We start from the raw sequence: 12,755 nt of genomic DNA, 5'->3' as shown, positions 1-12,755 counted from the left end.
TTGCCGAAAGGTCGCGGCCCCGACGCCGATCAGTGCCAGGTGTCCTCCAGCATGCGCGGCTTGCACGCCTGCCAGGCGCCGGCCACGAGCACCAGGACGGCGACCGCCAGCAGCGCGAAGGGCGCGCCCCACCCGCCGACCGCACTGTGCAGCACACCGAACAGCAGCGGACCCACACACGCGACGGTGTAGCCGATGCCCTGGGTGAAGCCGGACAGCGCCGCCGAACCGGCCTGGGTGCGGGTCCGCAGATTGATCAGCGTGAGCGCCATCGGGAAGGTGCTCGGTCCCATGCCCAGCAGCAGCACCCACAGCCAGGGCGCGCCCATCGGGGCGATGAGCAGTCCGGCGAAGGCGGCGAAAAACGCGATGGCGCAGACGATCACGACCGGAAAAGGATTGCGGATACGCGCGGTGAAGGAGGGCGCGGTCAGCGCGGCCGCCAAACCGATGAAGGAGAAGAAGGCGACCATCGTGCCGCCGTAGGCCGCGTCGGCGCCGGCATCGGCGAGAATCTTGGGCAGCCAGGTGAACATGGAATAGGTGATCAACGAGGTCATACCGAACATGGCGGCCATCCCCCACGCCAGCGGCGAACGCCGGATGTTCCCGGCGCGCGCGGGCTGTTCGCCCGGCACGTCGGCGAGCGCGGTGGTGTCCACACGATCGCGGCCGCGCCGCTCGCGCAGCACACCCAGCCACGGCACCGCGGCCGCGAAACCGACCAGCGCCCACAACCCGAGCGAGACCCGCCAGCCGGCCGCGTCCGCGACCGGGACCGCGATCAGCGCCGGCACCACGGTGCCGATCTGCACCATCGTGATGTACACCGAGCTCAGCACCGCCAGCCGATCGGCGAAATAGCGCTTGACCAGCGGCGGAATCACGACATTGCCGATGCCCATACCGGCCAGCGCCAGCGCGGACAGACTCAGCAACTCCCAGGTGTCGGGCACCAGCGCCCGGGTGAGCTGCCCGGCCCCGGCCATGCACATGGCGACCAGCGCGGTGCGTTCCAGGCCCAGCCGGCGCACGAAGATCGGGGTGATCAATCCGGCCAGCGCGAACATGGCGGTCGGGATCATGCCGAAGACACCGACGATGGCCGTGGAATAGCCGATATCGGCGCCGATCCGCTCGGCGAGCGGGGTGAAGGCGGTGACCGCCACGCGCAGCGTGAGCGCCGAGACGACGATCGCGACCAGGACGAGAATCCGGCCCTCGGCCAGGCCGCGGCGCCGGATGTCGGTAGTCGACTGCAGATTGGTAACCGTCACCGAGAAATCATAGGATGATTGGATGAAAGCGAGCAACAAATGTGAGGAGGGGTACTCTGTTGGCCGTGCAACCAGTCCGGCGCACCAGCCTCATCGCTCAGGTCACCGAACAGCTGCGCGCTGAAATCCGTTCGGGGCGTTGGCCGATCGGCTCTCGCATCCCGACCGAGCCGGAACTCACCGAATTGACCGGCACCGGCCGCAATACCGTGCGCGAAGCGGTGCAGGCGCTCGTACACGCCGGCATGCTCGAACGCCGGCAGGGTTCGGGCACCTACGTCATCGCCGCGTCCGATCTGGGCGGCACCCTCACCAAATACTTCGCCGACGCCGTGGAACGCGACGTCCTGGAACTGCGCCAGGCCCTCGACGTACAGGCCGCCCGGCTGGCCGCGCAGCGCCGCGACGACAACGACGTGCAGACCCTGCTGCGCTTGCTCGACCGGCGCAGCCAGGTCTGGGATACCGACAGCACCGCGGCGGTCGACGCGGACGTGGCCCTGCACCGCGCGATCGTCGCGGCCAGCCACAACACCGTCTACCTCGAGTTCTACGATTCGCTGCTGCCGGTGATCGAGGACGTGATCCGTTCCCGCACAACCAAATACGGCAACCAGTATCACGACGAACACGCCGAGCTGGTCCACGCCGTGATCGACGGCGACTCCGATCGGGCCGCTCGCGCCGCCAACTGCTTCCTCGGCTCGCTCATCGCCGAATACCCCGAACGGTGACGGATTCCGCCGCAGGTAAACGATTCGTCACCGTGGCGCCGGTCGCGGGGTGAGCGAGTGTTGCTGCGAACGTCACGGAGCGTGAATCGGACGTAATTTCGCCTTCCTACCGTGGATGCGACCGCCGGACCCGCACCTCAGGGTCCCCGAGATGAGGGCGGTCGCACCCCAGCGAGAGGAACGCGCCGATGACTACCACCGACGCCGCGATATCGGCCACCGCCGCTCCCGACTTCCACTATCGAGCCCGCGGCCGCTGGCTCGATCACTGGGAGCCCGACAACGAAACCTTCTGGGAGAACGGCGGAAAACGCACCGCCCGTAAGAATCTCGCCTTCTCGGTCTTCTCCGAGAATCTCGGATTCAGCGTCTGGGTGCTGTGGGCCAGCGTGGTCACCGCCATGGGTTCGGCGGGCTTTCATTATCTGAGCGGCCCCGACGCCGTCGCCAATTCGCTACTGCTCACCTCCACCCCCACACTCGTCGGCGCCGCGTTGCGCGTGCCCTACACCTTCGCCATCCCGAAATTCGGTGGCCGCGCGTTCACCGTGTTCAGCGCGGGAATGTTGCTGCTGCCGACGCTGGGCCTGGTCTATTTCGTCAATCAGCCCGGCACGCCGTTCTGGGTGTTCATGGTGCTGGCCGCGCTCGCGGGCGTGGGTGGCGGCAATTTCTCCTCGTCGATGGCGAATATCAATTTCTTCTATCCCGAGGGGAAGAAGGGCGCCGCGCTCGGAATCAACGCCGCGGGCGGCAATATGGGCGTCGCGCAGACCCAGCTGCTGGTGCCGCTGATCATCACCCTCGGCACCCATCTCATGGCCAAGGATCCGGCCGGTTACCGGTTCGGCATCACCCTCGCGGTGCTGGTGTGGATTCCGTTCATCCTCGTCGCCATGTTCGGCGCGCTGCGGTACATGGATTCGATCACCGGCGCGAAATCCGACGGCAGCTCCTATCGGCTGGCCCTGACCAATCGGCACACCTGGATCATGGCGGTGCTCTACATCGGCACCTTCGGATCGTTCATCGGCTTCTCGTTCGCCTTCCCCACCCTGCTCAAATCCACCTTCCCCGACCTGGCGAAGATCGGCTGGATGTCCACGATCGGCAATCTCGCCTTCCTCGGCGCGTTCGTCGGATCGCTGAGCCGGCCGTTCGGCGGCTGGATCGCGGACCGGTTCACCGGCGCCCGGATCACGGTCTACGTCTTCGCCGGTATGGCCGGCGCCACCGCACTGATCGTGGCCGCGCTCTCGGTGAAGAACTTCCCGCTGTATCTGATCTCGTTCCTGCTGCTGTTCGTGCTGTCGGGCATCGGCAACGGCTCCACCTACCGCATGATCCCCTCGATCTTCGGCGCCGAGGCCAAGCGCCGCGCCGCCGAACACGGCCAGGACCCGGCGACCGCGCTGGCCGCGGCCAAGCGGCAGGCGGGTGCGGCTATCGGTGTGGTCGGCGCGGTCGGCGCGGCCGGCGGGTGGGTGCTGCAGCAGGCGCTGCGGGAATCCAACATCCACTTCGGCGGGATGGCACCGGCCTTCTGGGCCTACGCCGTCGCCTTCCTGATGATGGGCGGGCTCACCTGGTGGTTCTATCTGCGCACGTCGTTCGCCGTCGGGCGGGTGCCGTCACTGGCCCACGCGGGCATCTGAGACCCTCGCACAAACTGCGGGCCCGCCGGTCGCATCCGATCGGCGGGCCCGCTAGAGCATCAAGCGGATCATGTCGGCGGTATGCGCCAGACCGGGAAACGCCTCCGCTGTCGAGCGCGGATGCAGCGCGTGCACCGCGAGCCGGAACATAACCGCGCGCAACAACATCTGCGGCCACTCCGGCAGATCCGACCATCGCTCGAGCAGACCCGGATCCGCACCTCCCCAGGAGAGCGCGTCGACCACGATCACCCCGGCCGCCCAGGACGCGGGCCGCCAGTAGGGGGTGATGTCGGTGAGCCCCGGCGCCTGGCCGTTCGCGAACAACACCGTGCCGAACAGATCGCCGTGCACCAACTGCGACGGGATCTGCACCGGTTTACGCAGCGTCGCCAGCTGCGCCAGCATATCGATGCTGTGGCGGCCGTCCGGCGTGGTCACCGGCAGCATGCCGCCGGCTTTCAGGCTGCGCAGCGGCACCGACTCCCACGCGGCCCGGTCCGCGGCGACGAACACGTCGACATCGACCCACGGTGCGATCGGCTGCTGGACGAGGAAGCGCGGGCGCTCCAGCCGGGCGGTGGCGTGGTGCAGGCGTAGTGATACCGACACCACCTCGTCGTGGCGCGGTTCCGGGGTGCCGTCCATATAGGTATCGGCACGCCAGCCGGACACCACGTAGCGACCGTCGGTGGCGCGCACCGGCCGCGCCAGCCGCACCCCGTCCACCTGCAGTGTTTCCCGGACCTTCGCCGACCACGCCGCCCGGGCGTGGTCGGCCACCGGGCTGAGCACGACCTCTCCGCACCGCCACCCACCGTCCCAGTCGCCCAGCGCGACCGGGGACACTTCGCGCAGCCCGAAGGTGGCCCGCACATGCTCCGGAGGTTCGACAGATGTCACGGCCGTACCGTAACCCCGCTGCCCCGCCTCCCCGCGTATTCAGGCCATACGAGTCGTGAGCCACATACGTTGGTCACAGGTCCTGCGTCGGAAATCTGTCCAGTGTCGGGCGTACCCGACGAGTTACCCACGTACTCGCGAGATCAGTCGTCTCAGCGCCGAGACCTTTTCCTAGTACACCGGCAGGCTCTGGTCGACCTGGTTGGCCCAGGCGACGATTCCGCCCTGGAGGTGGGTCGCGTCGGAGAATCCGGCGCGCTTCAAGGCGGCCAGTGCCTCCGCTGACCGGATGCCGGTCTTGCAGTGCAGGACGATCTGTGTGTTCTGCGGAAGTTCGGCGAGCGCCTCGCCGGACAGGATGCGGTCCTTGGGGATCAGGGTCGCGCCGTCGATGCGGACGATGTCCCACTCCACCGGTTCGCGGACGTCGATGATGGCGACGTCCTTGCCCGCGTCGAGCATGTCCTTGAGCTCGCGCGCGGTCACCGTGGAACCCACGGCGGCGGCCTGGCCCTCCTCCGAGACCACACCACAGAACGCCTCGTAGTCGATGAGCTCCGTGATGGGCTGACGCTCGGGATCGCGCCGCAGCTTGATGGTGCGGTAGTTCATATCCAGTGCGTCGTAGACCATCAGCCGGCCGAGCAGGGTCTCCCCGATGCCGGTGATGAGCTTGATGGCCTCGGTGACCATGATCGAACCGATCGACGCGCACAGCACACCCAGCACGCCGCCCTCGGCGCAGGACGGAACCATGCCCGGCGGCGGCGCCTCGGGGTACAGGTCGCGGTAGTTGATGCCGCGCTTCTCACCGTTCGGGCCGTCGGGGGCGTCCTCCCAGAACACCGACACCTGGCCCTCGAACCGATAGATCGACCCCCACACGTACGGCTTACCGGCCAGCACGGCGGCGTCGTTGACCAGATAGCGGGTGGCGAAGTTGTCGGTGCCGTCGACGATCAGGTCGTACTGCGCGAACAGCTCGACCGCGTTCTCCGGCTCCAGGCGGATCTTGTGCAGCACCACCTCGACGCCGGAATTGATCTCCAGAATCGAATCGCGCGCACTGTCGGCCTTGCTGCGGCCGATATCGGATTCGCCGTGGATGATCTGCCGCTGCAGATTCGACGCGTCCACCTCGTCGAACTCCACGATGCCGAGCGTGCCGACACCGGCGGCGGCCAGGTACAGCAGCGCCGGCGAGCCCAGACCACCCGCACCGATCACCAGCACCTTGGCATTCTTCAGGCGTTTCTGCCCGTCCATCCCGACATCGGGAATGATCAGATGCCGGCTGTAGCGGGCGACCTCATCCCTGGTCAGCTCCGCGGCCGGTTCGACCAGTGGCGGCAGGGACTGTGGTGATGACACGTCGCAGACTCCTCGAATCGAATTCGCCGTTAGGGCTGATCGGTGCAACGCGGCGAATCGGGCCGTTCTTCCCTGTGCCGCCTCTCCGCAACTTTAACGTGTCGCCGACTGCCGCGAGATTTGCCTGTCGGGCCGGCGGTTGGCTGCCCGCTCGGCGTAGCCCGTCCCCGGCGAGTTACCCATGTACTCCCGAGATCAGCGGTGGCGTTGGCAAGCCGTTGTCACCCGCGGGGGTACGGCCAAGGGTTGAACCGGCATTTCTTCCCGTCCATCGGCACCACACCCTGCGGGTCCAGGGTCGCGATGTCGTTGTTGCGGGTGCCGAAGGTCTGCTGCATCATCACCGGCGCCAATCCGCCGTCGATCTCGCACGGCTGATGTTCGTGGTAGCCGATGGCGTGACCGACCTCGTGGTTGATCTGATATTGCCGGTAGGAGCCGATATCGCCCTCGAAGGCGGTGGCGCCGCGCACCCAGCGCACCTCGGAGAGAACCACGCGGCCCAGATCGGAGTTGTAGCAGGAGGAGTCGATCGGGATTTCGAAACCGCAGGCCGATTTGGTGGTCTGCCGGGAGGTCAGCGAGACCCGGAAATCCGGTTCGCCGTTGTCGATCCGGCGGAAGCCGAAGCGCGGATCGTGGGTCCAGCTCTTCGGGTTGGCCAGGGTGGCGTCCACCATCTTGGCCACCGAATCGTCCCCGCCGAGCGAGGTGGTGTCGACTCCGTTCTCGACCTCGACGGTGTAGGTGAACAGATGCGCCTGACCGGCCCCGACCTGCGCCGATGCGCCGGGAACGATATGCCAGGTGCCCGCCGCGGTCTCCGTGAACGCCCCGCCCGCGGGCAGCGCGCCGGAGGGCGGATCGCCGGCGAACTTACCGTCGCCCTTGGGTGGTGCGCCGATGATGCCGGCGTTGCTGGTGTGCTGGCTGAGCCGGCCCAGGGCGGGGGTGGAGCCGCCGGAGGTGTCGGTACCCCCCTTGACGGCGTCCACGATCACCAGCACGGTGATGATCACCAGTACCGGAAGCGCGTAGGCCCGCCAGCCGTAGGTGGAGACGAACCGCCCCAGCGCGCTCTGCTTCTTCGTATCGCGTTCCGGCCGTGGCCGATTCGCCGCATCGTGGGCGCCGGTCGGATCCCATTTCGCACGCAGCGGTTGATGGGAACGATCGCCGTGGCCATTGCCGGAATACAGGCCGAGCGGATCGTAGAATTCGGAGCTTTCCGTAGGTTGCTGCCGGTCACGCCGACCGGTAGCGGCCGATTCCGCGCGCGCGGCCAGAACACCTGCGGGGCGAGGCGAATCGGGCCCGCCGGTCGTTCTGCCCCGTTGTTCGCTCACCCGAACAGATTCTCACAGGCCGTTCGGCGACATCTACGTACCTGCCGTTGACCGGCCGGGGTTGCGAGAAATCTCACCACTGTGCGAGATTTCTCACGGCGGCCAGTTACTGACAGGTTGCCAATAGGTGTGGAAGGTTATTCGAATACCACAACGGCAGGAACGGGATCGGCTTCCCAGCCAGTGCAGCCGACCCGCAGCGGGCTGCATCACGAACGAGTATCGTTCGTTGAATACCGTGCACATCCACGTTCCCGCCGGGAATCGACTGGGAGAACCGAAATGACTGACCTCGTGGACCGGATGACGTCCTCGCGACTGTCGTCCGAGGCCATGGCACCGAGCAAGCGCGGAACTCGCCTACCCCGGGAGGCGCGCCGTGCCCAGCTGCTCGCCGCGGCCAGCGAGGTCTTCGTGCTGCGCGGCTACCACGCCGCCGGCATGGACGAGATCTCGCAATGCGCCGGCGTCTCCAAACCCGTTCTGTACCAGCACTTTTCGAGTAAGCTCGAACTGTATCTGGCGGTCCTGCAGAACTACATCGACGCTTTGGTGTCGAGTGTCCGCCAGGCGCTTCGGTCGACCACCGACAACCGGCAGCGCGTCCGGGCCGCTGTCGCGGCGTACTTCGACTTCGTCGACCACGAAACCCAGGGTTTCCGACTGGTTTTCGAATCCGACCTGACCAGCGAGCCGCAGGTGCAGCGGCGCGTCGAACAGGCCACCGAGGCCTGCGTGGACGCGGTCTTCGACCTCGTCGCCCACGATTCCGGACTGGACCCCTACCGCGCCCGCATTCTGGCCGTGGGACTCGTGGGCGCCAGTCAGATCACCGCGCGCTACTGGCTCGAGGCGGACCGGCCGATCCCGAAGGAAGAGGCCGTCGACACCACCGTCCAGCTCTGCTGGGGCGGTCTGTCCCGCGTGCCGCTCTCCCAGCGCTGAGAGCGCCCGCGACCGAAACGACGAGGCCCGGATCCGCCACCGCGGATCCGGGCCTTTCGAGTTCGATACAGCGGCGACGAGTTCCCTCGCCGCAGGAGAATCACACCGCGGCGAAACCCACGCGGCCGCTGGTGGAGGTGCCGATTTCGACATAGGCCACCTTCGCGGCCTGGATCAGGTACTTGCGGCCCTTCTCGTCCTCGAGGGTCAGCACACCGCCCGAACCGCTCAGCGCGCCGGATACCAGCGCCTCGACCTCCTCCGGGGTCTGCGAGCTGGCGATGACCAGTTCCCGCGGGCTATCCGAAATGCCGATCTTGACCTCCACGGCCAACCTCCTAGAGTCCAGATGGTGTCGCTGCCCAGGCTAGTGCAGCGAACGGGTCGGAGACGATGCGCCTGCCTGTGCTGTCAGCGAACAGCCGCCGGTCCCGACGGCCGTCGCGAGCGGCTCATCCCAGGCTCAGCACCCGCATCCGCTCGGCATGCGAGTTCTGCATCCGTTCGAACAGCGCCGCCACCCCGTTGAGGTCGCCGGTGGCGGTGAGCACCAGTTCGGTCAGCTCGTCGCGCTGGGCCATCACGTACTGCGCCTGGGTGATGGCCTCGCCGAGCAGCCGACGGCCCCACAGCGTGAGCCGGTCGCGCTCGGAGCGGCTGACGGTGACCGCCCGGCGCACCTCCTCGATGACGAATTCCGAGTGGTGGGTCTCGGCCAGCACATCGCGCACGACCGCGGCCACCTCCGGCGCCAGCGCATCGGCGAGCACCGCGTAGAAGTCGGCGGCGATACCGTCGCCGACATAGAACTTGACCATCGACTCGAGCCAGTTCGAGGGATCGGTCGAGGCGTGGTAGGCGTCCAGGGCCCGCACGAACGGCGCCATCGCGTCGAAGACGTCGACGCCGCGCCCCTGCAGCGCCCGCTCGAGCGTCTCGAAATGCTCCATCTCGGCCGCGGCCATCTTCGCCACCGCCACCTTGCCCCGCAGCGTGGGCGATAATTTCGCCTCTTCCGCCAGGCGGTAGAACGCGGAGATCTCACCGTAGGCGAGAACCGCGAACAGATCGGTGACACCGAGATGGTCGGCGGGGATTCGATGATCGGATTCGGTCGAAACACCCAGCGCGCCAGATGTGTTTGCACCCATGGCCACCACCCTAGTGGGTCGGCGCCCGGAGGGGGCGGCGGCGCGGCGCCGAAAAGAGTTCCCCCGCCGGCCGCGCTTCACACCGGCACGTCCGAACCGGCGGACAGCTGTCGCCGCCGCGCCGCCGGATCATGCCTGGTCGCCCAGAAATTTCTCCAGGTAGCCCCACGTGGTGTCGCGGGCGATCAGGATGCCCAGATGACTGCCGGGCGAGGTCTCGTATCGCACCTCGCGGGCGCCGGTCAGCGTTCGCTGCCCGTGCGCCACCGCCGCCGCGGGAGTGATCACGTCGTCGGTCCCGCCCACCAGCAGTACCGGCGCGGTGATCTCGGCCAGCTCGATCGGCCGGGCGCCGACGTGCACCACGCCCCTGCCGATGTCGTTGGCGAGCATGAACCGGCTCCACAGCTGGTTGTAGAAGCGGCCGGGGTAGCCGGGCAGGCGGGACTGGAACCGGTCGATCGTCTCCATCCGGGCCAGCGTCGCCGAATCGGCCAGATTGCCGGCCAGGAACATCGGCCGGCGCAATTCCCGCTCCCAGGCGGCGGCGCGGTAGGCCAGGCGGGTCAGCGGCGCCGGAACACCGCCGGCCGCCCGGACCAGGTTCGACACCGTGCGCCCGCCGTCGATGCGCGCCAGCGCGCGCACCTGCGGGACCCCGTTCACCCGGTTGTAGTCCAGCGGTGCGCCGACGGCGGTGACGGAGCGAATCGGCAAGGTCGCGTCGGCCGCGGCGGTGAGCAGCGACAGCACGCCGCCGAGGGACCAGCCGACCAGATCGACGGGAGCTCCGTCGCGATCGGCCGAGACGCGGCGCACTGCCTCGGGCAGAATGTCGTCGACCCAGTCCTCGAATCCCATGCGGCGGTCGGCGAAGCCGATCTCGCCGTAGTCGACCAGATAGGGGCGGCGGCCGATCTCCAGCAGGAAGCGGGCCATACTCTGGTCCGGGCGCAGGTCGAAGCACACCGCGGGGGCCGCCAGCGGCGGAACCATCAGCACCGCCGTGTCGTCGGCGGGCGGGGGCCCGGCGGGATCGACGTCGTAGCGTCGCAGCAGCCGGTGCGGTTCGTCCCAGAGCACCGTCGAGGGAGTGGGAACAGGCGCTTCGATGCCGTCGCCGAAGGTCAGCGCCCATGCGTTGCGGGCCGCGGCGCCCACGGTCTCTGCCAAGCTCACGGCGACCAATTTATCGTGTGACACACCGTCTCACATATGTGGGCTGGGCCACGCCCGGCCGGGACCGCCCGCGGAATCCGCTCGCACCGAGGGGAAAGCGGACATATCGAACCCGCGGCGCGCCTGTACATACTTCCGCGAAATCCTCGTTCTCATCGACCGCACAATTTCGCCGGTCATGACGAATTACCGTGTGCCGCAGCCGGACCGGACACCGAGCAGCCGCCCACGACAGCGGGAGCGAGGCGAAGAAAGCTATCACGCTACAATCTCTATGGGCAACGGAAATTTTCGCTCGCACCGCCATATCCCGGCCGGCATATCGGGACCGGTGGTCGAGGCAGTGCGACAAGGGGTAACCGAAGCCCGCCGAAAATGTGCGCGCACCAGATCCGCGACCCCTTTGCGCCGCGCCCGGACAGCGATCCGGGTGGCGAGAGTGCAGGTGGAACCCGCCGGAAATGTGGTGGCCCGGAAATCCGGTCCCAATCCACCCTCGTGCGCGCTGGATGCGATCAACACGAGGAAGGCACGAATCCTGAGCAAGATCACCGTCGAACAAGAACCCGGGTTGGCGGACACGCTGCTGACAGCGGAACTCGACTCCACCCACACCACTCCGACATTCGCCGAATTGGGCGTTCGCCCCGAAATCGTGCGCGCTCTCGGCGAGATCGGAATCGAACACACATTCGCCATTCAGGAGTTGACCCTCCCCCTCGCGCTGGCCGGCGACGATCTGATCGGCCAGGCCCGCACCGGTATGGGTAAGACCTTCGGATTCGGCGTACCGCTGCTGCACCGAATTTCCACCGCCGATTCCGGCACCACGGCATTGGACGGCACGCCCCGCGCGCTCGTCATCGTGCCGACGCGGGAACTCTGCGTCCAGGTCACCCAGGATCTGGAGAACGCCGGCAAATACCTGAGCAATCAGCAGGGACGCCTGCGCGTCACCTCGATCTACGGCGGCCGCCCCTACGACGCGCAGATCGCCGCATTGCGCGAAGGGGTCGACGTCGTCGTCGGCACCCCGGGCCGTCTGCTGGATCTGGCCGAACAGCAGCATCTGATCCTGGGCAAGGTCGGCGTACTCGTGCTCGACGAGGCCGACGAAATGCTCGACCTGGGCTTCCTGCCCGATATCGAGCGCATTCTGTCGATGGTTCCCGAACAGCGACAGACCATGCTGTTCTCGGCGACCATGCCGGGCCCGATCATCACGCTGGCCCGCACGTTCCTGCACAAGCCCACGCATATCCGGGCCGAGGAACCCTCCGATTCCGCGGTGCACGACCGCACCGCGCAATTCGTCTACCGCGCCCACGCGCTGGACAAGAGCGAATTGGTCGCGCGCATCCTGCAGGCCGAGGCGCGCGGCGCGACCATGATCTTCACCCGTACCAAGCGCACCGCCCAGAAGGTCGCCGACGATCTGGCCGACCGCGGTTTCGCCGTCGGCGCGGTTCACGGCGATCTGGGTCAGATCGCGCGTGAGAAGGCGCTGGACAAATTCCGCAAAGGCAAGATCGACGTGCTGGTCGCGACCGATGTCGCCGCCCGCGGTATCGATATCGACGACGTCACCCACGTCGTCAACTACCAGTGCCCGGAGGACGAGAAGACCTACGTGCACCGCATCGGCCGCACCGGCCGGGCCGGGCGCACCGGTGTCGCGGTCACCCTGGTCGACTGGGACGAGCTGCATCGCTGGGAGAGCATCAATTCCGCGCTGAGCCTGGGCATGCCCGAGCCGGTGGAAACCTACTCACGCTCCGAGCACCTGCGCAGCGATCTCGGCATTCCGGAGAACGCGACCGGAACCGTGCGGCGCGCACCCGCGCGCGAAACGGATGCGGTCGTGGTGGAGCGGGAGGCACGCCAGCCGCGCAAGCGCAATCGCCGCCGCACCCGCGGTGGTAAGGCGGTCGACGCACCCGAGGGCGCCACGGCCGAGTCTGCCGAGTCCGCGACGGACACCGCGGAAAGCGCTGCGGCGCAATCGGTTCCGGCCGAACAACCCGCGGGCGAAGCGGCCGAGGGCGACAAGCCGGCGCGGCGTCGTCGCCGCCGGCGCCGCAAGCCCGCCGCGGAGGGCGGCGACACCACCGGCGGTGACGTCTCGGCAGACGAGTCCGGTAGCGCGGCAACGGGTGGCGATCAGACTGCCGCATCGGCCTAGTCGCCGGATCGG

The 12,755-nt window shown here is 67.7% G+C and carries 11 protein-coding genes; 4 read left to right on the top strand and 7 right to left on the bottom strand.

Annotation, left to right across the window (positions count from 1 at the left end; all coding sequences use genetic code 11):
• Positions 1-29 precede the first annotated feature (29 nt).
• Positions 30-1,277 carry an MFS transporter gene (locus NN2_RS03475; RefSeq protein WP_245658528.1) on the bottom strand — a complete coding sequence of 416 codons (1,248 nt, stop codon included), beginning with the start codon at positions 1,275-1,277 and terminating at the stop codon, positions 30-32.
• 65 nt (positions 1,278-1,342) lie between these two features.
• Between NN2_RS03475 and NN2_RS03470 the strand changes: the two genes are divergently transcribed.
• Both NN2_RS03470 and NN2_RS03465 read left to right on the top strand, forming a co-directional pair.
• Positions 1,343-2,011, top strand: a complete 669-nt coding sequence (locus NN2_RS03470; RefSeq protein WP_030515987.1) for a FadR/GntR family transcriptional regulator — start codon at positions 1,343-1,345, stop codon at positions 2,009-2,011.
• Positions 2,012-2,199: 188 nt separating this feature from the next.
• The gene (locus NN2_RS03465; RefSeq protein ID WP_063010280.1) at positions 2,200-3,666 is read left to right on the top strand and encodes an MFS transporter; all 1,467 of its coding nucleotides are present in this window, start codon (positions 2,200-2,202) and stop codon (positions 3,664-3,666) included.
• Between the two features lie 51 nt (positions 3,667-3,717).
• Here NN2_RS03465 and NN2_RS03460 read toward each other — a convergent pair whose 3' ends face one another.
• From NN2_RS03460 to NN2_RS03450, 3 genes are all read right to left on the bottom strand, one after another.
• The gene (locus NN2_RS03460) at positions 3,718-4,569 is read right to left on the bottom strand and encodes a TIGR02569 family protein (protein WP_030515989.1); all 852 of its coding nucleotides are present in this window, start codon (positions 4,567-4,569) and stop codon (positions 3,718-3,720) included.
• 171 nt (positions 4,570-4,740) lie between these two features.
• Positions 4,741-5,940, bottom strand: coding sequence for an adenylyltransferase/sulfurtransferase MoeZ (moeZ, locus tag NN2_RS03455; protein WP_063010278.1), 1,200 nt, complete (start codon positions 5,938-5,940; stop codon positions 4,741-4,743).
• A gap of 221 nt (positions 5,941-6,161) precedes the next feature.
• The gene (locus tag NN2_RS03450) at positions 6,162-7,139 is read right to left on the bottom strand and encodes a DUF3152 domain-containing protein (RefSeq protein WP_063010459.1); all 978 of its coding nucleotides are present in this window, start codon (positions 7,137-7,139) and stop codon (positions 6,162-6,164) included.
• A 429-nt stretch (positions 7,140-7,568) separates the two neighbouring features.
• Between NN2_RS03450 and fasR the strand changes: the two genes are divergently transcribed.
• Positions 7,569-8,231, top strand: a complete 663-nt coding sequence (gene fasR, locus NN2_RS03445) for an HTH-type transcriptional activator FasR (RefSeq protein ID WP_030515992.1) — start codon at positions 7,569-7,571, stop codon at positions 8,229-8,231.
• 100 nt (positions 8,232-8,331) lie between these two features.
• On the opposite strand, the gene NN2_RS03440 is transcribed toward fasR, so the two are convergent.
• The 3 genes from NN2_RS03440 to NN2_RS03430 all read right to left on the bottom strand — a co-directional run bounded on the left by NN2_RS03440 (position 8,332) and on the right by NN2_RS03430 (position 10,561).
• Positions 8,332-8,559, bottom strand: a complete 228-nt coding sequence (locus tag NN2_RS03440) for a DUF3107 domain-containing protein (RefSeq protein ID WP_030515993.1) — start codon at positions 8,557-8,559, stop codon at positions 8,332-8,334.
• Between the two features lie 124 nt (positions 8,560-8,683).
• A complete protein-coding gene (locus NN2_RS03435) occupies positions 8,684-9,382 on the bottom strand; it encodes a ferritin-like fold-containing protein (RefSeq protein WP_063010276.1) in 699 nt (232 codons plus the stop codon).
• 129 nt (positions 9,383-9,511) lie between these two features.
• Positions 9,512-10,561 carry an alpha/beta fold hydrolase gene (locus tag NN2_RS03430; RefSeq protein ID WP_063010457.1) on the bottom strand — a complete coding sequence of 350 codons (1,050 nt, stop codon included), beginning with the start codon at positions 10,559-10,561 and terminating at the stop codon, positions 9,512-9,514.
• 571 nt (positions 10,562-11,132) lie between these two features.
• On the opposite strand from NN2_RS03430, the gene NN2_RS03425 reads away from it, so the two are divergent.
• Entirely contained in the window at positions 11,133-12,743 is a 1,611-nt protein-coding gene (locus tag NN2_RS03425) for a DEAD/DEAH box helicase (protein WP_174554945.1), read from the top strand.
• The last annotated feature ends 12 nt before the right edge of the window (positions 12,744-12,755 follow it).

The sequence above is a fragment of the Nocardia nova NBRC 15556 genome, from assembly GCF_001613005.1.
In the GTDB taxonomy this organism is placed as follows: domain Bacteria; phylum Actinomycetota; class Actinomycetes; order Mycobacteriales; family Mycobacteriaceae; genus Nocardia; species Nocardia nova.
The sequence above is the reverse complement of the archived record's forward strand: the minus strand, read 5'-3'. Positions and strand labels throughout refer to the sequence as shown.